The organism is Enterococcus faecalis (assembly GCF_029024925.1).
GTDB lineage: Bacteria > Bacillota > Bacilli > Lactobacillales > Enterococcaceae > Enterococcus > Enterococcus faecalis.
Window position 1 is genome coordinate 1,166,390 of sequence record NZ_CP118962.1, and the last position, 26,260, is coordinate 1,192,649.

Consider the following 26,260-nt stretch of genomic DNA (forward strand, 5'->3'; position numbering starts at 1 on the left):
AGTAGGAGAGAAGAAAATGGGGATTTTGTTACCGATTATTATTGCAGTTTTAGTATTATTAATGTTATTAATTGTGTTTGTTTCTAAATATCAGACAGCCAAACCTGATGAAGCGTTAATTATCAGCGGGAGCTATCTAGGCTCTAAAAATGTTCATGTAGACGAAGGTGGCAACAAAATTAAAATCGTTCGTGGCGGTGGTGCGTTTGTCTTACCAGTGTTCCAACGTTCAAATCGAATTAGTTTGCTTTCAAGTAAATTAGATGTTTCCACACCAGAAGTGTACACAGAACAAGGGGTTCCTGTGATGTGTGATGGGACATCAATCATTAAAATTGGTTCGTCAGTTGAAGAAATTGCGACAGCAGCGGAACAATTTTTAGGAAAAACAACGGAAGAATTAGAAAATGAAGCACGTGAAGTATTAGAAGGACATTTACGTTCGATTTTAGGTTCAATGACAGTGGAGGAAATTTACCAAAACCGTGATAAATTTAGCCAAAGTGTACAAGAAGTTGCCAGTGTTGACTTAGCTAAAATGGGCTTAGTTATTGTGTCGTTCACAATTAAAGAAGTTCGTGATAAAAATGGATACTTGGATTCATTAGGGAAACCAAGAATCGCTCAAGTTAAACGTGATGCAGATATTGCTGAAGCAGAAGCTTTGAAAGAAACTCGCATCAAAAAAGCGGAAGCAGAAAAAGAATCACAACAAGCGGAATTGCAACGTCAAACAGAAATTGCAGAAGCTTCAAAAGAAAAAGAATTGAAATTAGCGTTATACAAACAAGAACAAGATATTGCCAAAGCCAAAGCAGACCAAGCCTATAACTTGGAAAGCGCGCGTGCACAACAACACGTGGTGGAACAAGAAATGGAAGTCAAAGTTGTTGAACGTCAAAAACAAATTGAGTTAGAAGAAAAAGAAATTACGCGTCGTGAAAAACAATACGACTCAGAAGTGAAGAAAAAAGCCGATGCAGATCGTTACGCACGCGAACAAGAAGCTCTTGCTCAAAAAGCACGCGAAGTAGCAGAAGCCGAAGCAGAACGCTTCAAAGTTGAAGCATTAGCCGAAGCGGAAGCCAATAAAACGCGTTTAACAGGTCAAGCGCAAGCCGAAGCTATTTTAGCTCGTGGTGCAGCGGAAGCCGAAGCCAAACAAAAGATTGCTGATGCCTTCAAAGAATATGGTGAAGCAGCTGTGTTAAGTATGGTGATGGAAATGTTACCACAATTAATGAAAGAAGCAGCACAACCATTGGGCAACATCGACAAGATTTCAGTGGTAGATACAGGCGCAGGTGGCGAAAATTCTGGCGCCAACCGTATTACCAATTATGCAACAAACTTGTTGGCTGGTACACAAGAAACACTAAAAGAAACAACGGGCCTCGACGTGAAAGAGCTAATTGAAAACTTTTCTAAAAAAGGTACCTCAAATAGCGTGAACTATCATGCAACAGAAGGTTCAGAAAAAGAATAAAAATCAGCCTTTAAGGAGTAGCGAATCGCATTTCGTTACTCCTTAATGCTGCATTGAAACGATAAACGAACAAGCTGACAGAAAAATAGCGAGTGCTTGTTTTGTTTCAAAGATTCTGATAACATAGAGTTCTTGGAGGGATAGAGATGTCAAAAAAGAATAAAGATATTGAAGTACGTGTCGAAGAAGAAAAAGCCCAATACAATGGAGCAAATGTTTTAATGAACAAATTATTTATTGGTAAAAAAGAAATCGGTCGTGTCATTCCGCAAAATGATAAAAAATTCATCATTGAAATTGATGGCAAGCAAGAAGGTACAGCAAAAAATCTGGACGAAGCCTTTGAAACAATTATTCGTCAATGGAATTTAAGTGAATAAAAAATAAATAACAATTTTTTTAAAAAAAGGGTTGCTTTTTTCTGGAAAAGATTGTATTATAACTAAGTCAGGTCGTTACAGCGACAATGACTTTTTGGAGGAATAGCGAAGTGGCTAAACGCGACGGACTGTAAATCCGTTCCTTAGGGTTCAGTGGTTCGAATCCACTTTCCTCCATTTTCTTTTTGGGGTATAGCCAAGCGGTAAGGCAACGGACTTTGACTCCGTCATGCGTTGGTTCGAATCCAGCTACCCCAGTTTTCAGAACATTTCTGGTAGAGAGATGTTCTTTTTTTGTATAATTATATAACAAAAATGAGGTAAGATTTTCCTCATGTACAGGCTAGAAAAGTTTTCATTTATATAAGAATATGCTAAAGTATTAAGAAAGAATAGTCTGGAGTTGATAAGAATGAACTTTAAAGAAAAAATTACAGAAATGGTTGAAAATGTTTACGATTTAGCACGCGATGGTAAGTATGATGTCAAAGTTGACTTAATTCCTCGTAAAAAAGGCAACATCAAAAGTGGTGTTAAAGTCACTTCTTCAAGAAATACAGCCCACAATATCAAATGGCGTTCAAAAAACTAACTCGTCTTTAACAGAAACACCGGAGCAGACAAAATTATTGTCTACTCCGGTGTTTTTATTTTTCTAATTCGATGCCTAAGACAGTTAAATGACCATTACCAACTAATTTGATAACTAATTGGGCTAAGTGGTTGGGTGTCATATCCGTTTCGCTAGTAATCCACCAATGAAGGGTACCGATGAAGATAGAGGTCATATATTCAATAACAAAATCTATCGGTACATCAATATCATTTTCGGTAATACGCAACTGCGAAAAAATCGTCGCATATTTTTCTTCGATAATTTCAGCTAAGCGTTTTCGAAAGTGTTCGTTGAAATTATTGTCCATGATAGTTAAGAAGAAAGATTTGTTCTCTTGAATATTAATATAGAGTTGCGTCAGAAGTTCTTCAATGTGCTTCACGCGGACACGGTTGCCATTAACCAGTTGTTGCGAATCAAGAATAGCGGTAAAAGCACTAAGCGTAAAGGTGAAGATTGCATCATATAAATGCTGTTTGTCTTTAAAATGAGCATAAAAAGTCGCACGATTAATCATAGCTTCATCAGCAATATCCTGAATCGTCACCGCTTCGTAGCCTTTCGTTTCTACAAGTTTAAAAAAAGCTTCAATAATCATTTTTCTGGTTCGTTGTACTCTAAGGTCTGTTTTCTTTGCCATCATAAATTCCTTTCGAGATAGTCAACATTCGCAGAAACTTTGTTGTTTATCTCACAAAATAGGGTAAATTGCTTGTTGCAAATCATTTAGAACCTTTCTAAAATAGGTATATCTATTATAACAAACAGTTTGTATAATAATCAACAAACTGTTGGGAAATGAAGGGGTATTTTAATTGATGGTTATGAGAGCAGGGATTGATGTTGGGTCAACGACAGTAAAATTAGTATTTTTAAATAAACAAAATCAGCCTATTTTTACAAAATATGAACGCCATTTTTCAGATGTCAAAGCAGCAACGGAACGCATTTTAAAAGAAGGGCTAGCAAGGATCGGTGCAGACCAACCTGTGGCAATGAGCATAACTGGCTCTGGTGGTATGGGGCTGGCTGAGGTATTAGGGATTCCCTTTGTTCAAGAGGTTATCGCGTGTACACGAACTGTTGAAACAATAATACCAGAAACGGATGTTGCTATTGAACTTGGCGGAGAAGATGCAAAAATCACTTTTTTTGATGGTGCTTTAGAGCAACGAATGAATGGTAGTTGTGCAGGTGGGACAGGCGCCTTCATCGATCAAATGGCTGTTTTACTTAAAACGGATGCCAATGGAGTAAATGAATTGGCGAAGAATTATCAAACTATTTATCCGATTGCTTCCCGCTGTGGGGTTTTTGCCAAAACGGATGTTCAACCTTTAATCAATGAAGGAGCAGCGAAAGAAGATATCGCGGCAAGTATTTTTCAAGCGGTAGTTAATCAAACAATCGCCGGGTTAGCTGCTGGTCGCAAAATTAAAGGTAAAGTAGCGTTTTTAGGGGGACCCTTATTTTTCATGTCAGAATTGAGAAAACGGTTTATTGAAACCTTAGCAATTCAGCCAGAAGATGTTATTTTTCCAGAACAACCGCAACTGTTTGTAGCAATGGGAGCAGCACTTTATTCAGAAGATGCAGCCGAATGTACATTGGAAGAATTAATTCAGCGCTTAGTGAACAGCCAGGCTACTGATTTACAGCCGAGCGACACGTTACCACCGTTATTTAACAGCGCAGAAGATTTAGCAGATTTTCGAGAAAGACACGCGCAAGCCCAAGCAAAGGAGAAACCTTTATCTCAACATACTGGCGTGACCTTTTTAGGGATTGATGCAGGCTCTACAACGACAAAAGTCACATTGATTGATGAAGATGGCCATTTGTTGTTTTCTTTTTATGGTAATAACCAAGGGCAACCTTTAGAAACCACCATGACAGTACTGAAATCACTTTATCAACAACTGCCTGAAGAAGTTTTTATCGGAAAAGCGGCTGTTACAGGATATGGAGAACAGCTAATAAAAAATGCGTTAAAAGTCGATATTGGTGAAGTTGAAACGATGGCCCATTACAAAGCAGCCAACCATTTTCAGCCAGGTGTGGATTTTATTTTGGATATCGGAGGACAAGATATGAAAGCGATGACCATTAAAAATGGCGTGCTTTCCTCGATTCAATTAAATGAAGCTTGTTCTTCTGGGTGCGGTTCTTTTATCGAAACCTTTGCGCAATCTTTAAAATATAATGTGAAGGATTTTGCTTTGGCGGCTTTAGAATCGCAAGCGCCTGTTGATTTAGGTTCTCGGTGTACTGTTTTTATGAACTCAAAAGTGAAACAAGTTCAAAAAGAAGGGGCCTCTGTCGGCGATATTTCTGCTGGACTATCTTATTCAGTCATCAAAAATGCCATTTATAAAGTCATTAAGGTTCGCCGACCTGAAGAGTTGGGAGAAAAGATTGTCTGCCAGGGAGGAACATTTTACAATGAAGCGGTCTTGAGAGCTTTTGAAAAAATTAGCGGTCGTGAAGTGGTTCGTCCTTCTATTGCTGGTTTGATGGGGGCTTATGGGGCAGCGCTGATTGCTTTGGACGCTTATGAAATTGGGGAAGAAACCACGCTTCTTTCTTTAGGAGAGTTAGCGGCATTTACCTCTGAAAAGGAATTTACTCATTGCGGCTTGTGTGAAAACAATTGTCAATTAACGGTCACAGTGTTTTCGGATGGGCGCCAATTTATTACGGGAAATCGCTGTGAACGTGGTGCACGAATTAAAATTAAACGAGAAGAACGCAAAGTGAATTTGGTTGATTATAAGTACCGCAAGTTATTTAAGTACCGACCTTTGCGGGAAAATAAAGCGTTTCGTGGGCGCTTGGGTATCCCTAGAGTCCTAAACATGTATGAAAATTATCCTTTGTGGCATACATTTTTTACTGACTTGGGCTTTCGGGTCGAATTATCGCCACGTTCTAATAAACAAATCTATGAACAAGGCCTTGAAACGATTCCCAGTGATACGGTTTGTTACCCAGCGAAAATGGCGCATGGACATATTCAAGCATTAATTGATGCGCAAGTGCCAATTATCTTTTATCCTGGTGTTGTTTTTGAACAGCAAGAAACAGTGGAAGCGGATAATCATTTTAATTGTCCAATTGTGCAAAGCTACCCAGATGTTATTCGAAATAATGTGGATGCCATCAGAGAGGGCCAAGTAGATTATCGAAATCCCTATCTTAATTTAGCGAATGAAGCAGCAGTTGCCAAAGTTTTAGCTGAAAATTTTGCTGATTTAGGGATTTCCTTAGAAGAAATTCAAACAGCGCTACATCATGGTTATCAAGAATTAGCAGCTTTTAAAAAAGAAATTCAAGAAAAAGGCGAAGAAACGTTAGCCATGTTAACTGAAAAAGGCCAGAGAGGGATTGTCTTATCGGGGCGACCGTATCACTTGGATCCAGAGATTAATCACGGCATTGCCGAAGTCATTACACAGGAAGGATTCCATGTCTTGACAGAAGACAGTATCTCGCATCTTGGAGACGTGCAGAATTTACGTGTGGTGAATCAATGGGTCTATCATTCTCGCTTATATGCGGCGGCTAAAGTAGTGGCTAAGACGAAAAATTTAGAACTTGTCCAACTGAATTCCTTTGGTTGCGGCTTAGATGCTGTGACAACCGATCAAGTAGAAGAAATCATGGATCGGTCTGGCAAAATTTATACAGTCCTCAAAATCGATGAAGGCGCGAATTTGGGCGCAATTCGTATTCGGTTGCGCTCCTTGAAGGCGGCTGTCAATGAGCGGGAGAAGCAACAGTTTGTTCCGCATATGCAAATGGAAGAGCCAGAGAAAATTGTGTTTACAAAACAAATGAAAAAAACACATACCTTACTGTTACCAATGCTTAGCCCGATTCATCAATCTGGATTAGTCGATGTAGCATTACAAGCTTCTGGCTATCATGTCGTCTGTTTGCCTGCGCAAGACAAAGAAGCTGTGAATGTCGGGTTAAAATATGTCAATAATGATGCGTGTTACCCAGCAATTATTTCCATCGGACAACTAGTTGAAGCTTTGGAAAGTGGTCAATATGATTTGGATAATGTCAGTGTCTTAATGACGCAAACAGGGGGCGGTTGCCGCGCAACGAATTACATTCCATTATTACGAAAAGCCTTAAATGATGCTGGTTTTTCTCAAGTTCCTGTAGTTTCAGTTTCGATGGGCAATAAAGGAGTCGAATCCAATCCAGGATTTAAATTTACGTTGCCAATGATCAAGCGCTTAGTAGTTGCCTTTTTATATGGTGACTTATTCGAACGAGTAGTTTATCGAACAAGACCTTATGAAACAGAAAAAGGAATGGTGGATCAGCTGCACCAAGATTGGCTAAAAAGAGTGGAAGCCAATGTCCGGAATGGTTCGCTGACACAATTTAATCACTTCATGAAAAAAATTATTCGGACGTTTGATGAAATTCCTTTACAAGAGATAAAAAAACCAAAAGTCGGTGTGGTCGGGGAAATTTTAGTGAAATATTCGCCGACAGCGAATAATGATATTGTGCGTTTGCTAGAAGAAGAAGGTGCTGAAGCAGTTGTGCCAGATATTGTTGGCTTTATGAACTATTCTTTGTACAATCAAATTTGGAAATACGAAAATATGGGCATGTCAAAACAAAGCAAACGTTTAGCAGAATTTGCGATAAAAATCATTGAATTGGTAGAAAAACCAATGGATAAGGCATTGAGAAAATCGGTCCGTTTTGATGGTATTCATTCCATTTATGATATGGCAGCAGATGCAAGTAAAATTTTATCAATTGGTAATCATACAGGTGAAGGTTGGTTTTTAACAGCTGAAATGATTGAGCTCTTAAAACATGAGGTGAATAACATCGTTTGTATGCAGCCGTTTGGGTGTTTACCAAACCATATTGTTGGAAAAGGGGTCGTGAAAGAGCTACGACGTCAATATCCGCAAGCAAATATTGCGGCGGTGGATTATGATCCAGGGGTATCTTTGGTCAATCAGTTGAACCGAATCCGTTTGATGATGGCCACAGCGAACAAGTTGTTGAAAGAAGAAAATGTAAAAAGATAATAACTAATAGAAATTCGTTTAAAAACATTTGACTTGGTCACTTTTTACTGACTAAGCCAAATGTTTTTGTTATAAAAGAAAGTATGCAACTAGACCAACTTTGATAAAAATTCCAATTTCTCTTTTATTTATCATTTTTTGGTTGTTTACACGGTCTATACCAGTTATAATAGAAGAGGAGATGAACGAAGAGGAGGAAGCGTAAATGGTTCAAAATATACCAATTTATATTCAAATTCACGATAAAATCAAAGAAGATATTGAAAAAGGTGTCTGGAGTATCGGGGATCGTTTGCCCTCTGAGCGAGAATTAGCCTTGAAATTTGATGTTAGTCGAATGACCTTACGCCAAGCCATTCAGACTTTAGCAGACGAAGGGATTTTAGAACGAAAAATTGGTTCAGGAACGTATGTAGCACGTAAGAAAGTTCAAGAAACAATGACAGGTACCACTAGTTTTACAGAAATTACCTTGTCTCAAAATCGCGTTCCTTCTAGTCGGACGGTGTCTTATTTTGTAGCGAAACCTAGTTCTAGTGAGATGGAAAAATTACAACTAGGTCCAGAAGATTCAATTTTACGAATGGAAAGAATTCGTTTTGCGGATGACATTCCGATTTGTTTTGAGGTGGCGAGCATTCCTTATTCATTGGTCTCGCAATATGGCAAATCTGAAATCACGAACTCTTTTTATAAAACACTTGAAGCCAAATCTGGCCACAAAATTGGCCATTCTAACCAAACAATCTCTGCTGTTCAAGCATCGGAACAGATCGCAGAATATTTAGAGATTAAACGCGGCGATGCGATTCTGCGTGTGCGCCAAGTATCCTATTTTGAAAACGGACTACCTTTTGAATATGTTCGTACGCAGTATGCAGGAAGTCGATTTGAGTTTTATTTAGAGAAGTAGAGAAATGATAAGTATGGAAAAATGCCAAGAAATAGGCTGAGGTAAGATATTTTAACCTCCAAAAGTTGTATCTGAAAAATACAATTTTTGGAGGTTATTTTTTATGAACTTATCAGGTAGAATTCAAATTAAAATTAGTGAAAGCATCTCAATTCAAATAAATATTGAATAGAGTAGCAAGTCTGAATACCAAAAAAGTGAGATGGTTTGTCCCGCTATAAATATTGTTAAAAATAAACTTATAATAGCTGCTAGTTTATTTGCTTTTATTCTTTTTTTGGCTGTAGTTCATTTTTGTCCATTTTTTACATTTCTTTTTTAAACTGTAACCTAATATAAGATATACCCGTTCAACGCTTTAATCAAATAGTTGCAAAATCAGCAGTTGTTTTGCAAATTGTTACATTGAAATTGTTAGTTATTACCAATCAATAATACTTATGATTGTCAAAGTTATTATATAGATATACTGAAAGAGAAATTTATTTTTTTCAATAAAAAGTTTAGCGGAAGGAGTGATGCGGAATGAAAAAAATTAACGTACGTAAAGCCGATACAGTTGATGCAACAGCATGGTGGATTATTATCTAATTTGATAACCAAATAACGGTTAGACGAGATAGAAATATCTCGTCATTTTTTAATAAGGAGTGAAAAAAATGAAGTATAAATATCCCAGAATAAAACCAATCTATCCATTATATCAATTAACTAAAGAGAGATTTAGAGTTGGGCCCAATTAGGAATCACTATTGAATTTGATGATGATGAAGGTCTAATCGAGGAGACGTTTCCTGGTAGAATGATTGAAGATAGATACTTAGCTAATGTGAATTACTTTAGTAGGTACTGTAAAGCTGATGATGATAGATTTGAAATTCAGGAAAAGATAAATAACTTGAAAATACTATTATTAGGTCTTGGTGGAGGAGGATCAAATATTCTAACGTTACTAGCGGGTCTTGGCCCCAAGATGATTAGAATGGTGGACTATGACCGAGTTGAAGCAAGTAATTTAGGTCGTCAATTACTATATAGAGAAGCAGATATTGGTGAGAAGAAAACTGTAGTTGCTAAAAGAGCCATTAATGAAATGAACTCAAATATTAACGTTGAAACTGTAGATAAAAAAATAATAGATGTGAATGATGTTGTTGAATTGACAGAAGGAATAGATATCATTGTTTGCGCTATTGATGAACCCCCTTTCCTTATACATAGAATTGTGAATGAAGCTATTGTAAAAGTTGGTTTGCCGTGCGTGTTTGGTGCCTCACAGGTTAGCCGAGGAAGAGTATACACTGTAATACCCCAGAAAACAGGATGCTTTGATTGCATGAATTTGAACTTCAGTAAAAATGACCCTAAATTTGTTGAACAATTTGTAGGTTTTAGAAATATTCAATTTACTCCCCCATCCATAGCTTATGGTCCTGGTATCTTTCAATTAACAGCATCAATTATAGATGAGTTAATAAGAGTGGTAACAAGATATGCTGAGCCAAAAAGTTTGGGAACGCAATATGAAATTAACTATGAGGACGGAAACTCGTTCACGCATAAAACTTGGCCAAGGTTTGAGAGTGAATGTCCAACTTGTGGTAAAGGAGATGTCTCCCAATGGGAAATATTTCAATATTATCAAGAGAAGAAATAGGCCGAGACTATACCGAAGCTCGTACGTTAAAACGTAAGCTAAACAATGGCGATTGGGTTTATGTATCAGAAGAAAATCAACTATTAGTGTTGAGTGATGAAGTGGCGAGACAAATTAATTCATCCGAACTAATCGAAGAAGAGGTACTTAATGAATTAGTTGAAAATAAAATTATGATAAAAAAAGCCGATCAGAGAGATGATTATAAGCCGCTATTTGTCGAGCCTAAGAATATCTTATTTAAAAGCTCCTCTTTCCTGATTGATGTTAACGGTATTGTTGCGTTTACGATTAGCATATTTTTATTCGTAATCAAGGGGTCTCCTTTTGGAAGTGCAGTAAATGTTTTGTTTACAAATCCTTTAAAATTTCTTCTAATTGCTATTCTTGTCTCAATCGTATCTACAACTTTTCATGAATTTATGCACATTATATTTTCAAGGAATTCAAGGAAAATCAATTTAAACATAGTTAAAGCCGTTGCTACGATACCTATGACTCATGTATGGACGTGGAGTAGGTTTGGTAGAATCACGGCGATCACCTCTGGAATGTCGTCGGATGCAATATTCTTGTTAGTTTTTTTGATTATGAATAATAAAAGTGTTGGAGTTAATTCTATTGCGGCATCAATACTTATAACAAGGATATTGTGGCAATTTATCATTATACAAAAAACAGATATTAACATTTTGATTTCTTTTGTGGTTGATAATCCTTTCTACTTTGAAGAGGTCGCAATTATGAAATTAATCATTATTAAAGTAATAAGTATAAGTGTGCTAGCAATGATAATTTGGTTATGGTTCCAACCTGTTATCAATCAATTTAATTAAGTCTAAATATAGGAGGTTTGCTTTGAATCAACAGTTAGAATTACATTCGCTAAGTAAAAAGTACAAGAAATCAGAGAGCTGTGCAAATGATAATATAAATTTGCGCTTTAATAAAGGTGAAATAACTGCCATAGCTGGACATAACGGCGCTGGTAAAACAACAATGTTGAATCAGATTATAGGTATAACGAAATCAACAAAGGGCTCTATAACATTTAATGGTCTATCATTTGCGAGAGATAGTAAAATTGCAAGAGAATATGTCTCTATGATGCCTCAACTACATGCTCCCTTGGCAGGTATAACGATGGCTCAATCTGTCGAGTCAATAATAAGAATAAGAGGAGGCAGTCAGAAAATAGCTGAAGAAGAGTGTATTAAAATTTTAAAAGAATTAAAAATAGATGGATGGAAAGATATACCAGGACAGAAACTTTCAGGCGGACTTAGAAGGCTCGCTTCATTTGCAATGGCCGTTGTATATCCTTCTCCAATAATAGTCCTTGACGAACCTACTAATGATGTGGATCCTATTAGACGGCAAAAAATATGGAGATATCTGAAAAAATTATCTAATAAGGGGCATATAATCATCGTGGTCACACACAATATTTTAGAAGTTGAAAAATATGCTGATAGATATATTTTAATGAATCATGGAAAGGTTCTTGAGGATAAGAACTTAAAAAAACAGTCTATAAAAATAAACGATCGAAATTATATGACTGTTAACTTTCTTAATCTAAGTGATTTGAAGAGTGTAATAGTACCGAGTGCAATTCAGACTAACATAAACGATGAGGAATTAATGATAGAAATGGAATTAGAGAACAGTCAAGTGTTAGAAGCAGTTGACTGGGTCATGAAATTAGTAATAGAAAGAAAAATTCAAAATTATAAAGTTTCCCCAAAATCCTTAAATGAAACCTATGGAGAGTTAATAGATGAAAATGATAAAAAATTATAAAAGAAAATCAATGATTAAGGAATTATTTGCTTTAGTAGGGTGGAGTTTATTAAGACATAAATACTTATTGCCTGTTTTTACATTAACTCAAGTATTTCTATCATTAGCAATTGTCTACGGGTTAGCACTTCTAATACCAGATGTGAATAATCAGACAGCTATCTATCTGTCATCTGGAGCAACTACTCTTGGGATTATTGCGGTAGGGTGCGTTCTTGCTGCTCAAATAGTAAGTACAGCAAAACAGGAGGGCATTGTGGACTATCAAAGGACATTGCCAGTTTCTCGGTTGAACATATTAATTTCCGACTTTATAATTTGGGGAATGGCCTCACTACCTGGGGTGTTTATGTCATTTTTAGCGGCATATTTAAGATTCGATGTCCAAATTAGATTCTCAATGAAGGCCCTAGCTATTCTTAGTCTAATTCAATTATGTATGATTTCTATAGGTTTTGCTTTGGCATATTGTTTAACACCTAATGTAGTAGGATTAGCAACTCAGATAATTATGATAGGTGGACTTTTATTCTCGCCTATTACTTATCCAACAGATAGATTGCCTTCTGCTTTAGTGAACTTTTTTGAATTTTTACCATTTGTTCCATCGAGTAATTTGATAAGATCACTGTTTTATGAACAGAATACTGTTAATGTTTCTAATATTATTGTAGTTTGTTTTTGGTTCGTGTTAACTACATTACTTTCACTTATTTCATTGTCAAGAAGGGACTGAATTGCAAAATGCAAACAATAAATATAAATAATTTATATAAAAAAGTAAGTGATACATTCAATTTAAAGGTTGATCAATTAGATTTAGAAGTAGGGAAAATTTATGGATTAGTTGGTCCGAATGGTGCAGGTAAAACAACTTTGATGAAATGTCTATGTAGTTTGCTTAGACCTGATAGTGGAATACTTAAAATAGACAATCGGCAAGTAGAAATAGCAGACCCTAAAATATTATTGCAGGTGGGTACTAACTTTGTTAACTCAGATAGTTTAAATGGATTTATGCTTGAAGATATATACAATGACCATGCTTTTTATTACAAGTTAAAAAATTTGTTAATGATAGAGACTCTATTAATGGATGTTGGTCTAAATGTAAATAAAAAAAGAAAGTTTAATACGATGTCTTTAGGAATGAAACAAAGGTTTTTGCTAGGTCTTGCTACAGCTCACAACCCTTCATTAGTATTATTAGATGAGCCATTTAACGGTTTAGATCCTGATGGTGTAGAGTTATTTATTGAGAATGTTAAGACCTTGTCCGAAAATAGAGTGTTGATAATTAGTAGTCATATATTGAGAGATATGGAAACATTTCTTGATGACGTTATATTTATAGAGAAAGGCAATGTACAAGAACCAAAATCAATTGGTTGAGATTCGAGAAGAGTATAGAGAGGGGTTGAAAGAGTATTATGATGAACAAAAGAGAAAACATGATTAGTGACTCAAAATTGAATGTTTATAGATATGAATTAGATAAAATTAAAAATGTTTGGTTTAAAGTTTTCTTAATTACACTGGTAATCCAAATGTTATTTTTTATGTTTTTCTCATTTGTGGGAATATTTGATGAAAGTGCTGATACGATCTCGTCATTTCAAGGAATTATAGCATTATCGAACACTGTTTCTATGTGCGGCATATCAATTTATGGAGCTGTATTACTAAGGAAAGAGCTTGTACGATTTTATGTTGGCAATCACCGGAATAGAACGTTTCTTTTTCCGATTGATCGAAAAGAGCTTCTCGTAAAAAAAACAAGTTCTTTTTACGTGATAATCTTATCTAGCTTTGGAAGTGCGCTTCTTATTTCATTTGTGACTGAGGTTTTGCTTAACTTAATTTTGAAGTTTCATAGTTCAAATTTATTTTTTGAAATTTACCTTGGTCTTATTACCATAGTTACAAGTTGTAGTCTACTATTCGTAATTTTGATATTGTCAGAAATAATTTCAATTTGGAAACAATCGGAAATTGCTTCAATAATAACGTCAGTGGTACTAATGCTAATATATTCGAATTTTTCTGCTATGGGTCTTATGAATTTTCCAACTATAACGTTCCTATTTTCAACGATTATGGGATTGATGCTTGTTTGGTTATTTTTGAAATTTTCTGATAAATTATGCGACATGGAAGTATACTAAAAAATGCGGTGATTTACTTGATTAGTTATCACCGCATTTGTTTCCTTTGTATACATTAAATATAACTATAGTTACAAAATATCTACGTTCTTTCGTCCAGTGACGTTGAATACCACCTAATTGTTGTAAGAGATCACCAATGTTTTTCATTCCTAAACCTTTATTTTTTCTATGTTTTCTTGTAAAAATTTCTTCAGAATTATAGTTATTAGATACTTCAATAAATAAATCATTATTGACTTGCTTGATAATTATATTGACATATCTGTCAATCGGCTTGATTCTCTTCGATGCTTGTATGGCGTTATCAATTATATTTCCAATTACAATAGTTAGAACGTCATTATTAATTTTTATATTTTTAGAGACAAATATCTGATGATCAACATTAATTTGATTCTTTCTTGCTTCAGCAAGCTTTTCATTCAATAGGTAGTTTAATACTCCATCGGCAGCATAAGTTTTTGTTGGTGGTTCTAAAATATCAAAACTACTCTTAATATAATCGATAGCTTCATTAACTTCTTCATTTTCGATAAGTCCGAGGATTGTTAAGTATTGATTCTTCAAATCATGTTTTAATTTTAAAACGTTAGTTCTGTTTCTCTTTATTTCATTTAAAATTCTATACTCCACTTCGATATTTTTTTTTCTCAAAGTAAGATCATATTGATTTTTTTGATATTCTATAGTGATTTTATAAAGAAAAATTACACAGATGTTTAAAAATATGACACTAATCGTAATAGTAATCTCAGAAATTTTGTCATTGTTGTTTCCTATTAAAAGCCCAAATAAAATGATTATTGATAGTATGGGAATAGGTAATAAAATCACAATAAATGATAAGTTTGTCGATAATTCAGACTTTGCTTCTTTAACTATTGAAAATTTAAGTATGACTATCCAGGCTACCCCAATCAAAGTTGTAATTGTTATTGAAGTTATGAAAAAAGTAGGGCTACCATAGGATGTTAATTCTGCATTTAAAATTATTTTCGTAAAGTGTAACGACAATACTTCACAGATTAAATTTATTGATATAAGTGTCATTGTCCATACGGCCGAGTCGAGATAAGGGACCGAGTGTAGCATAGCAATAGTGTAAGTTAAAATGAAACTTAGTAATAAGTTAAGATACGGTAAATAAATGTTCGGTATGTAAGCATTGGATAATATAATCGTAACCATGGCTGATATGATTATAACAATCCAGATGACATTATAAAATTCTCTATGACTTTTAATAGCTGTTGACCAATTAGAAAAAAAATAAGAGATAAGAAATAAATAAACTAACAAACTTAGGCTTCGTAATGTTATATCAAGCATTATATCTTTCCTCTCATGGACATAACTATACTTTTATGAGCGGCGGCTTTGAAGCGCCTACTTATTGGTATTTCAATACATTTTTCTTTAGAATCCATTAATAGGAAATTTTTTCCTAACTCTTTTATATAAGCGCAATTTATTATGAAAGAAGAGTGGACTTGCACAAAATTCGTATCAAGTTGTTCGTTTATCTGATTCGTTGACATATAGGGTTTGTAGATTTCTCCAACTGTATGAATCAATACTTGTCTTTTATCTTTTTCGAAATAAATGATATCTTTGGTTGGTATTTTATAAGTAACTTTGTTACTAGAAAATACAAAGTAATTTCTTTTTTTTTCTAGCTGTTGTCTCAGTTTTTCCAAAACTTGGTGCAACCGATCTTCCGTAGGCGGTTTCAATAAATAATCAAAAGTTTGTACTTGGAAGACTTCTTCCATGTATTCTTTGTAACTCGTCAAAAAAACGATAGGTGATAAAATATCACGTTCTCGGATTTTTTTTGCCAAGTCTATTCCGCTCATTTCACTCATTTCTATATCTAAAATAAAAAAGTCAAAATTTTCTTGGTCAAGTTGATTGACTAACTTGAGAGGATTGTAGTAGGTATAGGTTTCAAATATATTTGGGTTATAATTAAATAGCATCGTGTTTATTTTTTCGGTTAACGTTGGATTGTCATCACAAATAGCAACTTTCAACAATAAAACCTCCTTTTTTTCATTCTATATATATTATGAATTAAATTATCTTTAAAAACAATCATTTTTTGTTAGCACAACTGATAAACCGACATAAGTAATCTGGATAAAAATATCAAAAATTCAGGTTACTGACAAACATTTAATTAGCATCTAAAAAATAATCATGTAAATTAAATGAGCAACGAAAACATCTGTTAGGGTGCTATCAATTTTTTAAAATCTACATATGATTAAAACTTGATGCTATAATGTTACTAGTAAGGTCAATGTATACCATAGCAGTACTTGAGAAAAGTAGAAGTGTTTCTGATGTTAGATATGTGGGCTGTGTGTTGACTGATTTTCCTTTGAAGTTGAATAATAAGTTCGTGAATAATCGGAAATACTATATTTTTTCTGGTGAACAGATGGATTAGTGAAGATTGATACTGAACAGTCAATTGTTTTAAAAAAAGTGATTTTCAAATGGTAATAAAAGTATATTTAAAGGAATTCGAATTTTCAGAAAGTAGCTTCAAACTTAGTTTGAAAGAATAGCTTTCGGCTATAAAAAAGTTAAAAGGAGCCTGCCATGTTACAGAAATATATAGAAATTTTAACAAGAGACGAGGTCATCTTTCGTAAAAAGCCAGATGGAACAGAAGTAAATTATTTTCTATTTCCAGAGTTTGAAATACATATAAATAGCTTGCCAGGAAAAACTGTGCAAGGTTGGCATAAGCATCACGAAATCGAAGAAGTTTTACTTGTGCAGTCGGGAAAAGTGAAAATAGAAGAGGTAGAAAATCAGCAAATTGTTTCAAGAATTTGTGCAGAAGGAGAACTTATTCGGATGTATAATAGTCTTCATCGGATTAGTAATCCTGATACGTTATCTGCATCATTTACAGTATTTCGTTTTGTTCCACAAGGGCAAAACCAACAGGAATGCATAAAAAATGATAAAGAAGAATTCTCTGATGCGACAGTACAACGGCTTCTAAAAAATAAATGATTCGTTGTGATCGTTATTTTTAAACTTTTCTTTTCCCCCTCCTAGAAAACACAAAACCGTGGTACAATAACTTACGTAATAGACACACCTACTCCGAATGTCAAAAAAGGGCAGAAAAGTAGACAAGAAATTGTTTAAGGAGTAAAGTAAACTTACTTAAAATTTTGGGGGAAATAAAATGTATGATGTAATTATCATTGGTGCCGGTCCTGCTGGGATGACGGCAGCACTTTATGCATCACGGTCTAATCTTTCTGTATTGATGATTGAACGCGGTGCGCCTGGTGGGCAAATGAACAACACTGCTGAGGTAGAGAATTACCCAGGCTTTGATTCTATTATGGGTCCAGAATTGGCCTATAAAATGTATGAAAATGTAGAAAAATTTGGTACGGAAAATGCGTATGGCATTGTGATGGGTATCGAAGACCACGGATCCTATAAAGAAGTGATTTGTGATGACAAATCTTATGAAGCTAAAGCGGTAATTATTGCAACAGGCTGTGAACACCGAAAATTGGGTGTAAAAGGCGAAGAAGAATTTGCTGGCCGTGGTGTTTCTTATTGTGCCGTTTGTGACGGTGCCTTCTTTAAAAATAAACGCTTAGTAGTTGTTGGTGGCGGCGATTCTGCAGTTGAAGAAGCAATCTATTTAACACAATTTGCTTCTGAAGTAGTGATTGTTCACCGTCGTGATGAATTGCGTGCGCAAAAAATCATTCAAGATCGTGCCTTTGCAAATGAAAAGATTTCCTTTGTTTGGGATACAGTTGTCGAAGAAATTGTTGGCAATGAAATGGTCGTGACAGGTGTGAAAGCACGGAATGTCAAAACAGATGAAGTTTCTGAAATTGAAGCAAACGGCGTGTTCATTTACGTGGGGCTAGATCCATTAACAGAACCATTTAAGAAAGCTGGTATTACGAATGAGGCTGGTTGGATTGAAACAGACCAAGAAATGAGAACAAAAATTCCTGGTGTTTATGCCATTGGTGATGTCCGTGAAAAAACATTGCGTCAAATCACGACAGCGGTCGGTGAAGGCGGTATTGCTGGACAACAAGTATTTAACTATATTGAAGAATTAAAATAAAAAAATGCTTTTGCCTTTAATAATAAGGGCAAAAGCATTTTTTTAATAGGTTCCTTTAATGACAAAATAAGAGCCGCGAATGGTTCCAGCTAATTTTGATTTTTGACGAGCAAATTTGAATTTTCCTTCAAATTCTGCAGGAATTGCCATACCATCTGAAAGTTTAAACCCAACGGCACGTTTGCCTTCCTCGGCTAATGTGTACATCACGTTAACTGCTAAGCCGTTTTCATAAAATACATAGGCCATTTTTATGCCATCTAAAGTGAAAGAAGAAATTTCAAGTGGCTTGTAAAAGAAATGTAACGCTCGTTCCAATAAAATTTTTTCAATCCAGGCCAATGTTTCTGGAGCTTCAGAGGCAGGGACGGTCGTAAAGCGATGTTTGTATTTATTCCAAAAATAGCGAGCTTCATTCGCTCTTAGTCCAGCAAGGGCAAGTGCCACTGGTGAACTTTCTAAACCAATAGTGGCTACTTCTTTAAAATCAACTGTATAAACCATGAATTGATACTCCCATCTTTTCTTTTAAACTAAGTATAACGGTAGCAGGGGTAACGAACAATTATTATTACTTAAAAGAATGAAATTGGGACAGAACGATCGGCTTCAGAAAATGTTAAGGTTTCCGAATGCGTAGGTTCTGTCCCAAAGAGTATTTTAAGATTTGGTTATTTCGTGATAAGTTATACGCTTGTGCTTATTTATTGGCATCTAAGGTAACTTTTTCATCTGCCGTAGTTGTTTTAACATCTACTGTATAAACAAGTTTATTGTTATTTTTGGTTAACTTCCAAGTCAAAATACGTGGAGAAAGTCCTCCAACTTCTTTTTTTGCTTTGGCTAAAACGTCGTTAACAGCGCCTAATTCTTTGACTTCAGCAGCTGAAAAGGCTGTCTCGTTTTCGCCAAGTTGATTTGCTTCAGTATTTTTGGTGACTTTTCCTGTTTCAGGATTCACGTAAAGTGTTTCTGTCTCGTTGGTAAAGATATAGCTGTAGTCACTTGCTGGTTCTGTATCAAATTGGACATTTACTAATGGTTTGCTGTTGCCAGCTTCTTTTTCGTAGATTTCAGCAGCTTGCTGCAAACTAACTTTGTACTTAGTATCTGTGACAGCATCTTTTCCTATGCCACAACTAGCTAAAATAAAAATAGCTCCTAAAAGTGAAAAAAATAGTAAAAATGGTTTTTTTAACATGAAATTACCTCGTTTCTTTTTATTAAGCATTCACAATCATTTAGTATACGGTGGTTTTATAAAAATTACAAACAAAAAATAATCCTTTAAGAGAAATTAAAGGATTATTTTTTGTTATTTATTCTGCACGTAAAGCAACTGCCGCATCTTTTTTCGCTGCCATTCGGGCAGGAATATGGCCACCAATCATGGTTAAGATTGTGCTAATTACAATCAAAATAATTCCGTGAATTGGATTTAAGGTGGCAACATTTTCTAAATCAGTCAGGTTATAGAGCACTGCATTGATCGGAAATGTTGCGAGAAAGGCAATCACAACACCAAGAATACCAGAGGCAACGCCTAAAATAGCAGTTTCGGCATCGAACACCCGGGTAATATCTTTTTTACGAGCTCCTAACGCTTTCAGAATACCGATTTCTTTGGTCCGCTCAATGACAGAAGTATAGGTGATAATCCCAATCATAATCATACTTGTAACAAGGGAAATCCCAGCAAATGCAATCAGCACATAGGTGATGGCATCCATTAAACCACCTGTTAAGCGGGTCATTGTTCCAGCTAAATCAGAATAGATGATTTGGTCTTTTTTATCTTTTCCTTTGTTATAAGCATCTAAATAATCAAGAATTTTATCTTTTGATTTGAAATCGTTTGGATAAATCATAATACTTGAAGGGATTTCGTTCGCTCCTAAATAAGACAACAGGTTTTCTTTCGCGGAAGCATCTAATGTTTCGTTAGTCATAACGTTAGTGTTGCTGGCTTCTTGCGCTTTAACAATGTCAGAGGTTTTGTTTTTGGCAATCATATTAGTTGAAAGTGCATCGCTATAAGCAATTCCAGGTGCTAATAGATTCATTGTTGAAGAATCTTTAATTCTCAAAATCCCTGAAATTGTTAATTCGGTATTTTCTGGATTATCGTAAACAGCTTGCAAATCTTGGTTAGGAATGAAGTTGCCTGTCGGTAATTTGGTGTAAAATGCATTATTATTGGCTAATTTCATTTTTGTGCCAACAATGTCTGAAAAGGCAATCTTTTGATTGTCTTTCACGTCAAAGCCAAGATTTTTTAAAGCATTAATATTGGTGGTATTGTTACTATCGACGATTAAAACGACATCGGTTTCTTTTTCTGGATAATTTCCTTCAAGCAACGAGTAATTGTCTTTTAAGAAATTGTTTTTTCCATTTTCTAGTTGTTTAGGAAAAGCAGAAACGCCGACGCCAGTTTGGGCAGCCATCATAGAAGCCATCGCGTTTGATTGGCCGTCGGGTGCATCGTTTGAAAATTTGACAGCTTGTGCTTTCCCGTTGATTTCTCTTAATAGGTTCATATTGACTAGACGAGTATAGCCGATATTATTACTTAATTCAGGATCAATGTGATTGACATAGTCAATAAACTTTTGATCAATTAAATTCGTGTGTTGCGCACGGTCTGCATCGCTAATTTTAGCAGTCACTTCTTTTTCTTTCGGGAAGGTGCCTTTTTTGTCCTGATTGTTGAAACTTTCTGGATCTTGATCTGTCGCTATTTTAGAAATGGTAATCGGAAATTGCGCTAACGTTTCCGACTGAGTTTTATCAATTTGTTTCTGGAATCCTGTTGAAAGAGAAAGGACAATCGCAATACTGATAATTCCGATACTTGAAGCAAAGGCGGTTAAAAAAGTTCGCCCTTTTTTAGTGCGGATATTATTAAAAGATAAACGCAGCGCAGTCGTGAATTTCATTTTGGTGCGTTTCAATTCGAAAGGTTCTTTTTTTTCATGTTCAATATGAGGACGCGAGTCATGCCGAATTTGGCCATCTGAAAATTCAATAATTCGATCAGCGTATTCATGAGCTAATTCAGGATTGTGGGTCACCATAATGACTAATTTTTCTTTCGAAAGTTCTTGGATAAGTGCCATAATTTGCAGACTGGTTTCTGAATCCAATGCACCAGTTGGTTCATCACAAAGTAAAATATCGGGATCATTAGCTAAAGCGCGAGCAATGGCAACCCGTTGCATTTGACCGCCAGATAATTGGGAAGGTTTTTTATGGATATGGTCCTTCAAACCGACACGGATGAGTGCATCTTCGGCTTTTTGGCGTCTTTCTGCTTTTGAAATACCACTCAGTGTCATACCAAGCTCGACATTATCCAAAATCCCTTGATGACTAATTAAGTTGTAACTTTGAAAAATAAAACCAATTGAGTTATTCCGATAAGCATCCCAATCGGCTTCTTTAAAATTTTTTGTTGATTTGCCGTTAATGATTAAGTCACCAGAATCGTAATTGTCCAATCCGCCAATCACATTCAACATCGTCGTTTTACCAGAGCCGCTGGGACCCAGAATGGCTACAAATTCTTGTTTTCGAAAAGCGACAGAGACGCCATCTAAAGCTTTAGTGGTCGTTCCGCCGACAGTATAATATTTTTTTATCTCTTTGAGTTCTAGCATATTTTTCGCATCCTTCTTCCAATTTATCAACAATACAACCTTAAGTTAGTGTATAACGTAACATAATAGTTAACAAAAATCAATCATTACCATTTGATAATCAAGTGAATTTAGTATACACTAGGTGGGAAACGAGGGAGAACATATGGATAAAGAGAAGCATTCATCAAATTTAGATATTAGTGTCTTTACTGAAATTTTTTCATATATGAGCCAATTGCTTTTTAAAGACCTAGACTTGGAGGATCTAAAATTAACCAAGTTAGACATGTTAATTTTATTAATTGTGGCAACGAATGAAGGAATCAGTATGACAGAGTTAGCCAACCAAGTAGGAACGTCGAAAGTTCAAGTGAGTCGCTCTATTGCGGGGTTAGAAGAACGAGCGATTGTTCAACGTCGCCATAATCAAGAAAATCGCCGCGTGGTTAATGTTTATACAACAAAAGAAGGCGAGAAGCTCTTTAAGCAAAAAGAAAATCAAGTAAAACAGCAACTATCTGAAACGCTTAGTGTTCTTTCCTTAGAGGATTATCAAGAGGTCAATCAACACTTTTTGGCGGTCATGAAAATTTTGTCCAATTATCAAGCGCTACGAAGAAAAACGTGTAAGGAAAACAACGCCAAAAAATAAAAAACATCGTTTGGCTATAAACCAAACGATGTTTTTTCTAGCCTTTGACAGAGCCAGAAGTCACGCCTTCTACATAGAAACGTTGCATTAATATAAATAAAATAGTAATTGGAATGGCAATTAGCACACATCCTGCTGTAAAAGCCATGAATAGTGAATTGGCTGTTGATTTGGTCATCATCGAAAAGAGACCAATCGCAACGGTGTAATTTTCAACTTTATCACCCATAATAACTTTTGCGAAAATAAAATCCATCCAAGGGCCCATGAAGGCGGTTAAAGAAGTATAGACAATAATTGGTTTCGACAATGGCAACGTAATTTTTGTGAAAATTTGCCACTTGTTGGCACCGTCAATCATAGCCGATTCGTCTAAAGCCATCGGAATGGTATCGAAGAAACCTTTGGCGATGTAAAAACCTAGCGCCGAGCCTGCAGAGTAAACCAGAATTAAAGCGAATAAACTTTCAGTTAAATTTAAGGCTTTTAAAATATAGTAAACGGCAATCATGCTCATAAAACCAGGGAACATATTTAAAACGAGCGCCACTTTTAAAAATGGTTTTCTTAAGCGGAAACGCAACCGTGACAGCGCATAAGCCATTGCGATTGTAATAAAAGTTGATAACAGACAGCTTGCGATGGAGACGAACAAGGTGTTCAAAAACCAACGGACAAAGGGGAAGTTGCCAGTCTGATTTGTTAATAATACTTTATAATTTTCTAAAGTGAATGTTTTGGGAATGATATAGGGAACAAATGCACCGCCTTCGCCACGAAAACTTGTTAAGATAATCCACACAATGGGGAACATCCAAAAAACTGCTAAAATGGTTAGAATGATGTAAACGCTGGTAAGTGCAGTGCGTTGTTTTTTCTGGTAACTTTTTGCTTTAGCCATAAGTTACGCCTCCTTAAATGAATTCGTCCGTGTATAGGCAATTAAACTGAAGACTGCGGAGAGAATGAAGATTAAAATACCAATCACAGAGGCTAAATTGTAATCCATTGTATCGACAGTCAATTTGTATAGCCAGGTAACTAAAAGGTCAGTTGAGCCTGCACCGTAGAAGTTAGAATTGGCTGGCCCACCGCCTGTTAATAGATAAATGACATTGAAGTTATTGATGTTGCCAATAAACTGTTGAATCAGCGCCGGGGTCATCACAAATAGAATTTGTGGAAATGTAATACTTTTAAAAATTTGCCATTTATTGGCACCGTCAATTCTAGCTGCTTCGATTTGATCTTCAGGAAGATTTTGGATAATCCCTGTAGAGATTAACATCGTAGCAGGAATACCAATCCACATATTGACAACAATAATGGTTAATTTTGCCCAATTCGGATCTGTTAAGAAGGGGATAGAAGAATCGATTAAGCCCCAGTTTAACAACAGAGCATTGATAGGTCCGGAACCATTTAAGAGGTTTCGCATAATTAAAAGTGAAACAAACGGAGGTACGGCCATCGTGATAACAAAAATAGTCCGCCAAAACGCTTTATATTTTAAGCCTTTTGTATTGATAAGCAAGGCTAAAATGATTCCAAAAAAGAAACAAGTTGCGGTTGCGAAAACAGCCCAAATCAAGGTCCAGCCAAGTACTGGAAAGAACGTTGAAGCCATATCGCCTGTGATTACATTGCCTAGATTTGCCAATCCAACCCAAGTAAAAAGGTTTTTCGGTGGCAAATGGTTATGGTCGTAGTTGGTAAAGGCAATTGAAATCATATATAACAACGGCAAGATGGTAAAGAAAAGAACGCCTAGTAAGGGGATCGTCATTAAAGTTGCATGGAAACGTTCGTTTAACAAGCTACGTAAATCATCCATAGTTGTTGGAATTTTTTTGCCGGCTGTCTTTAATTCATATAGGTGACGGGCGCTTTTTAAATTGATTACATATAAAATGATTAGCGATAAACAGACTAAAATTGCTGCAATTCCGAATAATAATAAGAGCATTGAATTATCGCCTTCTTTTAGAACTTCAATCCCTAAAGAATCATCATATACTAATCCTTGCTGTTGGGTCCCTAGTGTTCCTAGCATCATTAATGCATGGAAACCATTACGGATTAACCAATAGATAAAGCCAATTTCAGCTGTTAAAAAGATGATTCCCTTTAACCACTGCTTGTTGGCGAAGTTTGCAGCACCCATAACTAAAAAAGATAGTTTTGTAGCGAAGTCGCCTTTTTTAAAGACCTCTCGAAATGACGTCTGGGCTTTCTTTTTCTTGAACATCTTCGTTCACTCACTTTCTACTTAAATAAAAAAGATAGAGGAAATGGGACAGCAGATTGAAGCTCGTCCCATTTCTTTACTCTTTTTATTCTTTTGCTTCTTTTGATGTGTCTTGGACTAATTTATCTAATTTTGCTTGATAATCCGCAGGTTTGATATTGCCTTTGTACGTATCATTGATCACTGCATCCATCGCAGGCCAGAATGAAACGATTTCTGGGATTTTTGGCATTACCACAGAGTGGGTTGGTTGCGCCATTTCTAAGATAGCTTTTGCAACAGTATCTTGTGTGATTTCTTCGTTTGTTTGTAATTTTTTGTTTGAAGGGACAAAGCCGATTTCTTTGAAGTAAGTCATTTGTGCTTTTTCACTGGTTAAATAGTTTGCTAATGTCATTGCGGCCAATGGTGCTTGTGTTTGTTGGTTGACAGCAAAACTACGAACGCCCAAGAAAGCTTTCATTTGTTTTTCTCCATTGCCAAAATCAATGGTTGGATAGGCAGCAGCCCCCATTTTGTCGCCAAGAGCTTTTTCTACATCGTTTTTAGACCAAGGACCAGAAAGGAAGGCATCCGTTTTGCCAGAACCTAGATTAGACAATGCTTCTGTATTTGATTGGATCACACCAGGATTATTTTTTTGATCGGCAATCCATTGTAATACTTCTATACCTTGTTGGTTGTTAAAGTTGGTACCTTTCGGATCTTCGCCATTTTCACCATATAAGTAATCGCCGTTACTCATAAATAGAGGACCGAAGATATAATTTGCGCCATCTTCGCCAAAATTGGTACCGATTTTGCCTTTTTCAGTTAAAGACTTCCAAGTTTTGATTTCCTCTGGAGAATACGTATCTTTGTTATAATAAAGAACTTGTGACTCTACGGCATAAGGGTAGGCATAGACTTTGTCTTTCCAAGTGACCCCTGCAACTGCTGAGTCGATATTGTTTTCTTTGACTTCTTTTTCATATTTTGTGTTAGGATAAATCAGACCAGCTTCTGCCATTTGACCAATTTGATCATGTGGCATCATGAAAACATCTGCGGCAGCTTTAGGATCTTTTGCAATGTCTTTTTTAGCATCTGCCGAATTTCCAGCAGTTAAGTTAACTTTAATATCGGGGTTTTCTTTTTCAAAATCGGCGACAACTTTTTTAAAGACGCCCATATATTCAGTATCAACCCATAATTTTACGTCACCAGCTGCTTTATTTGCTGAACCGCTTTCATTTTCAGCTTTCGTTTTTTCTGCGCCACCACAGGCAGTAAGTAAAACCGCGGAAGCACTTAAAAGGATACCGCCCATTAAAATCTTTTTCCAATTCGCTTTCATTTTTGAACCCTCCAAAAATTATTTTTTACAAGTCTTATTATGCAACCGATTGCGGAAATAATCAAGTGTTTTTCATCGAGAAAGTTAAAAAAGTTTTTTTGTTATAAATAACATACTGTTTATTTAAAGTGGTGTATACCACTAATTGAGCATTTTAAATAAAAAAATAAA

The 26,260-nt window shown here is 35.6% G+C and carries 21 protein-coding genes, 2 tRNA genes and 2 pseudogenes; 16 read left to right on the plus strand and 9 right to left on the minus strand.

All coding sequences use genetic code 11. The features are described from left to right. Nucleotides 1–16 precede the first annotated feature (16 nt). From PYW42_RS05800 to PYW42_RS05820, 5 genes are all read left to right on the plus strand, one after another. On the plus strand, nt 17–1,486 hold the full coding sequence (locus PYW42_RS05800; RefSeq protein WP_002357808.1) for a flotillin family protein: 1,470 nt from the start codon (nt 17–19) through the stop codon (nt 1,484–1,486). Nucleotides 1,487–1,632: 146 nt separating this feature from the next. Beyond that, nucleotides 1,633–1,866, plus strand: coding sequence for a DUF2969 domain-containing protein (locus PYW42_RS05805; protein WP_002357806.1), 234 nt, complete (start codon nt 1,633–1,635; stop codon nt 1,864–1,866). Between the two features lie 96 nt (nt 1,867–1,962). Next, nucleotides 1,963–2,043: transfer RNA gene (locus PYW42_RS05810), tRNA-Tyr, on the plus strand. 9 nt (nt 2,044–2,052) lie between these two features. Continuing rightward, nucleotides 2,053–2,124 (plus strand) — tRNA-Gln (locus tag PYW42_RS05815). A 154-nt stretch (nt 2,125–2,278) separates the two neighbouring features. Next, complete coding sequence (locus PYW42_RS05820) at nt 2,279–2,458, plus strand: hypothetical protein (protein WP_002357804.1); 180 nt, start codon at nt 2,279–2,281, stop codon at nt 2,456–2,458. A 55-nt stretch (nt 2,459–2,513) separates the two neighbouring features. On the opposite strand, the gene PYW42_RS05825 is transcribed toward PYW42_RS05820, so the two are convergent. Then, nucleotides 2,514–3,125: a TetR/AcrR family transcriptional regulator gene (locus tag PYW42_RS05825; protein WP_002357803.1), complete on the minus strand. Its 612-nt coding sequence runs from the start codon at nt 3,123–3,125 to the stop codon at nt 2,514–2,516. Nucleotides 3,126–3,300: 175 nt separating this feature from the next. On the opposite strand from PYW42_RS05825, the gene PYW42_RS05830 reads away from it, so the two are divergent. From PYW42_RS05830 to PYW42_RS14150, 8 genes and pseudogenes are all read left to right on the plus strand, one after another. Beyond that, nucleotides 3,301–7,548, plus strand: a complete 4,248-nt coding sequence (locus PYW42_RS05830) for a 2-hydroxyacyl-CoA dehydratase (protein ID WP_002410008.1) — start codon at nt 3,301–3,303, stop codon at nt 7,546–7,548. 205 nt (nt 7,549–7,753) lie between these two features. After that, on the plus strand, nt 7,754–8,461 hold the full coding sequence (locus PYW42_RS05835) for a GntR family transcriptional regulator (protein ID WP_002357800.1): 708 nt from the start codon (nt 7,754–7,756) through the stop codon (nt 8,459–8,461). A gap of 659 nt (nt 8,462–9,120) precedes the next feature. Continuing rightward, nucleotides 9,121–10,118: pseudogene (locus PYW42_RS05840) on the plus strand (ThiF family adenylyltransferase). Next, nucleotides 10,082–10,954, plus strand: coding sequence for a hypothetical protein (locus PYW42_RS05845; protein WP_002363835.1), 873 nt, complete (start codon nt 10,082–10,084; stop codon nt 10,952–10,954). The pseudogene PYW42_RS05840 and the gene PYW42_RS05845 overlap by 37 nt, the downstream one beginning before the upstream one ends. Before the next feature lie 22 nt (nt 10,955–10,976). Beyond that, a complete protein-coding gene (locus tag PYW42_RS05850) occupies nt 10,977–11,921 on the plus strand; it encodes an ABC transporter ATP-binding protein (RefSeq protein ID WP_002388944.1) in 945 nt (314 codons plus the stop codon). Next, a complete protein-coding gene (locus PYW42_RS05855; protein WP_002388867.1) occupies nt 11,899–12,657 on the plus strand; it encodes an ABC transporter permease in 759 nt (252 codons plus the stop codon). Before PYW42_RS05850 ends, PYW42_RS05855 begins: the two co-directional genes overlap by 23 nt. A gap of 8 nt (nt 12,658–12,665) precedes the next feature. Beyond that, nucleotides 12,666–13,380: pseudogene (locus PYW42_RS05860) on the plus strand (ATP-binding cassette domain-containing protein). Then, nucleotides 13,352–14,086 carry a hypothetical protein gene (locus PYW42_RS14150; protein ID WP_002382255.1) on the plus strand — a complete coding sequence of 245 codons (735 nt, stop codon included), beginning with the start codon at nt 13,352–13,354 and terminating at the stop codon, nt 14,084–14,086. The pseudogene PYW42_RS05860 and the gene PYW42_RS14150 overlap by 29 nt, the downstream one beginning before the upstream one ends. Nucleotides 14,087–14,107: 21 nt before the next feature. Here PYW42_RS14150 and PYW42_RS05865 read toward each other — a convergent pair whose 3' ends face one another. Beyond that, nucleotides 14,108–15,418: a sensor histidine kinase gene (locus tag PYW42_RS05865; RefSeq protein ID WP_002388830.1), complete on the minus strand. Its 1,311-nt coding sequence runs from the start codon at nt 15,416–15,418 to the stop codon at nt 14,108–14,110. Continuing rightward, nucleotides 15,418–16,122, minus strand: coding sequence for a LytR/AlgR family response regulator transcription factor (locus tag PYW42_RS05870; RefSeq protein ID WP_002399975.1), 705 nt, complete (start codon nt 16,120–16,122; stop codon nt 15,418–15,420). The genes PYW42_RS05865 and PYW42_RS05870 overlap by 1 nt, the downstream gene beginning before the upstream one ends. Before the next feature lie 574 nt (nt 16,123–16,696). Between PYW42_RS05870 and PYW42_RS05875 the strand changes: the two genes are divergently transcribed. Then, complete coding sequence (locus tag PYW42_RS05875) at nt 16,697–17,119, plus strand: cupin domain-containing protein (protein WP_002388871.1); 423 nt, start codon at nt 16,697–16,699, stop codon at nt 17,117–17,119. A gap of 178 nt (nt 17,120–17,297) precedes the next feature. Then, entirely contained in the window at nt 17,298–18,212 is a 915-nt protein-coding gene (trxB, locus tag PYW42_RS05880; protein ID WP_002357780.1) for a thioredoxin-disulfide reductase, read from the plus strand. 42 nt (nt 18,213–18,254) lie between these two features. On the opposite strand, the gene PYW42_RS05885 is transcribed toward trxB, so the two are convergent. The 3 genes from PYW42_RS05885 to PYW42_RS05895 all read right to left on the minus strand — a co-directional run bounded on the left by PYW42_RS05885 (nt 18,255) and on the right by PYW42_RS05895 (nt 21,871). Further along, nucleotides 18,255–18,716 carry a hypothetical protein gene (locus tag PYW42_RS05885; protein ID WP_002388803.1) on the minus strand — a complete coding sequence of 154 codons (462 nt, stop codon included), beginning with the start codon at nt 18,714–18,716 and terminating at the stop codon, nt 18,255–18,257. A gap of 196 nt (nt 18,717–18,912) precedes the next feature. After that, nucleotides 18,913–19,413, minus strand: a complete 501-nt coding sequence (gene camE, locus PYW42_RS05890) for a plasmid sex pheromone cAM373 precursor (protein WP_002355961.1) — start codon at nt 19,411–19,413, stop codon at nt 18,913–18,915. A gap of 118 nt (nt 19,414–19,531) precedes the next feature. Continuing rightward, nucleotides 19,532–21,871, minus strand: coding sequence for an ABC transporter ATP-binding protein/permease (locus PYW42_RS05895; RefSeq protein ID WP_002360456.1), 2,340 nt, complete (start codon nt 21,869–21,871; stop codon nt 19,532–19,534). 124 nt (nt 21,872–21,995) lie between these two features. On the opposite strand from PYW42_RS05895, the gene PYW42_RS05900 reads away from it, so the two are divergent. Continuing rightward, nucleotides 21,996–22,505: a MarR family winged helix-turn-helix transcriptional regulator gene (locus tag PYW42_RS05900; protein WP_002365578.1), complete on the plus strand. Its 510-nt coding sequence runs from the start codon at nt 21,996–21,998 to the stop codon at nt 22,503–22,505. Between the two features lie 37 nt (nt 22,506–22,542). Here PYW42_RS05900 and PYW42_RS05905 read toward each other — a convergent pair whose 3' ends face one another. The 3 genes from PYW42_RS05905 to PYW42_RS05915 all read right to left on the minus strand — a co-directional run bounded on the left by PYW42_RS05905 (nt 22,543) and on the right by PYW42_RS05915 (nt 26,089). Further along, on the minus strand, nt 22,543–23,406 hold the full coding sequence (locus PYW42_RS05905) for a sugar ABC transporter permease (RefSeq protein ID WP_002360454.1): 864 nt from the start codon (nt 23,404–23,406) through the stop codon (nt 22,543–22,545). A gap of 3 nt (nt 23,407–23,409) precedes the next feature. Beyond that, entirely contained in the window at nt 23,410–24,753 is a 1,344-nt protein-coding gene (locus PYW42_RS05910; protein ID WP_002357775.1) for a carbohydrate ABC transporter permease, read from the minus strand. Nucleotides 24,754–24,838: 85 nt separating this feature from the next. Continuing rightward, nucleotides 24,839–26,089, minus strand: a complete 1,251-nt coding sequence (locus tag PYW42_RS05915; RefSeq protein WP_002382263.1) for an extracellular solute-binding protein — start codon at nt 26,087–26,089, stop codon at nt 24,839–24,841. Between the last annotated feature and the right edge of the window lie 171 nt (nt 26,090–26,260).

What these genes read in the sequence shown, in the direction of transcription:
- PYW42_RS05905 (WP_002360454.1), bottom strand. Translation starts at nt 23,406, where the DNA reads ATGGCTAAAGCAAAAAGTTACCAGAAAAAACAACGCACTGCACTTACC.
- PYW42_RS05875 (WP_002388871.1), top strand. Translation starts at nt 16,697, where the DNA reads ATGTTACAGAAATATATAGAAATTTTAACAAGAGACGAGGTCATCTTT.
- PYW42_RS05885 (WP_002388803.1), bottom strand. Translation starts at nt 18,716, where the DNA reads ATGGTTTATACAGTTGATTTTAAAGAAGTAGCCACTATTGGTTTAGAA.
- PYW42_RS05895 (WP_002360456.1), bottom strand. Translation starts at nt 21,871, where the DNA reads ATGCTAGAACTCAAAGAGATAAAAAAATATTATACTGTCGGCGGAACG.
- PYW42_RS05835 (WP_002357800.1), top strand. Translation starts at nt 7,754, where the DNA reads ATGGTTCAAAATATACCAATTTATATTCAAATTCACGATAAAATCAAA.
- PYW42_RS05820 (WP_002357804.1), top strand. Translation starts at nt 2,279, where the DNA reads ATGAACTTTAAAGAAAAAATTACAGAAATGGTTGAAAATGTTTACGAT.
- PYW42_RS05800 (WP_002357808.1), top strand. Translation starts at nt 17, where the DNA reads ATGGGGATTTTGTTACCGATTATTATTGCAGTTTTAGTATTATTAATG.
- PYW42_RS05865 (WP_002388830.1), bottom strand. Translation starts at nt 15,418, where the DNA reads ATGCTTGATATAACATTACGAAGCCTAAGTTTGTTAGTTTATTTATTT.
- PYW42_RS05825 (WP_002357803.1), bottom strand. Translation starts at nt 3,125, where the DNA reads ATGATGGCAAAGAAAACAGACCTTAGAGTACAACGAACCAGAAAAATG.
- PYW42_RS14150 (WP_002382255.1), top strand. Translation starts at nt 13,352, where the DNA reads ATGATGAACAAAAGAGAAAACATGATTAGTGACTCAAAATTGAATGTT.
- PYW42_RS05805 (WP_002357806.1), top strand. Translation starts at nt 1,633, where the DNA reads ATGTCAAAAAAGAATAAAGATATTGAAGTACGTGTCGAAGAAGAAAAA.
- PYW42_RS05915 (WP_002382263.1), bottom strand. Translation starts at nt 26,089, where the DNA reads ATGAAAGCGAATTGGAAAAAGATTTTAATGGGCGGTATCCTTTTAAGT.
- camE (WP_002355961.1), bottom strand. Translation starts at nt 19,413, where the DNA reads ATGTTAAAAAAACCATTTTTACTATTTTTTTCACTTTTAGGAGCTATT.
- trxB (WP_002357780.1), top strand. Translation starts at nt 17,298, where the DNA reads ATGTATGATGTAATTATCATTGGTGCCGGTCCTGCTGGGATGACGGCA.
- PYW42_RS05855 (WP_002388867.1), top strand. Translation starts at nt 11,899, where the DNA reads ATGAAAATGATAAAAAATTATAAAAGAAAATCAATGATTAAGGAATTA.
- PYW42_RS05845 (WP_002363835.1), top strand. Translation starts at nt 10,082, where the DNA reads ATGGGAAATATTTCAATATTATCAAGAGAAGAAATAGGCCGAGACTAT.
- PYW42_RS05910 (WP_002357775.1), bottom strand. Translation starts at nt 24,753, where the DNA reads ATGTTCAAGAAAAAGAAAGCCCAGACGTCATTTCGAGAGGTCTTTAAA.
- PYW42_RS05830 (WP_002410008.1), top strand. Translation starts at nt 3,301, where the DNA reads ATGGTTATGAGAGCAGGGATTGATGTTGGGTCAACGACAGTAAAATTA.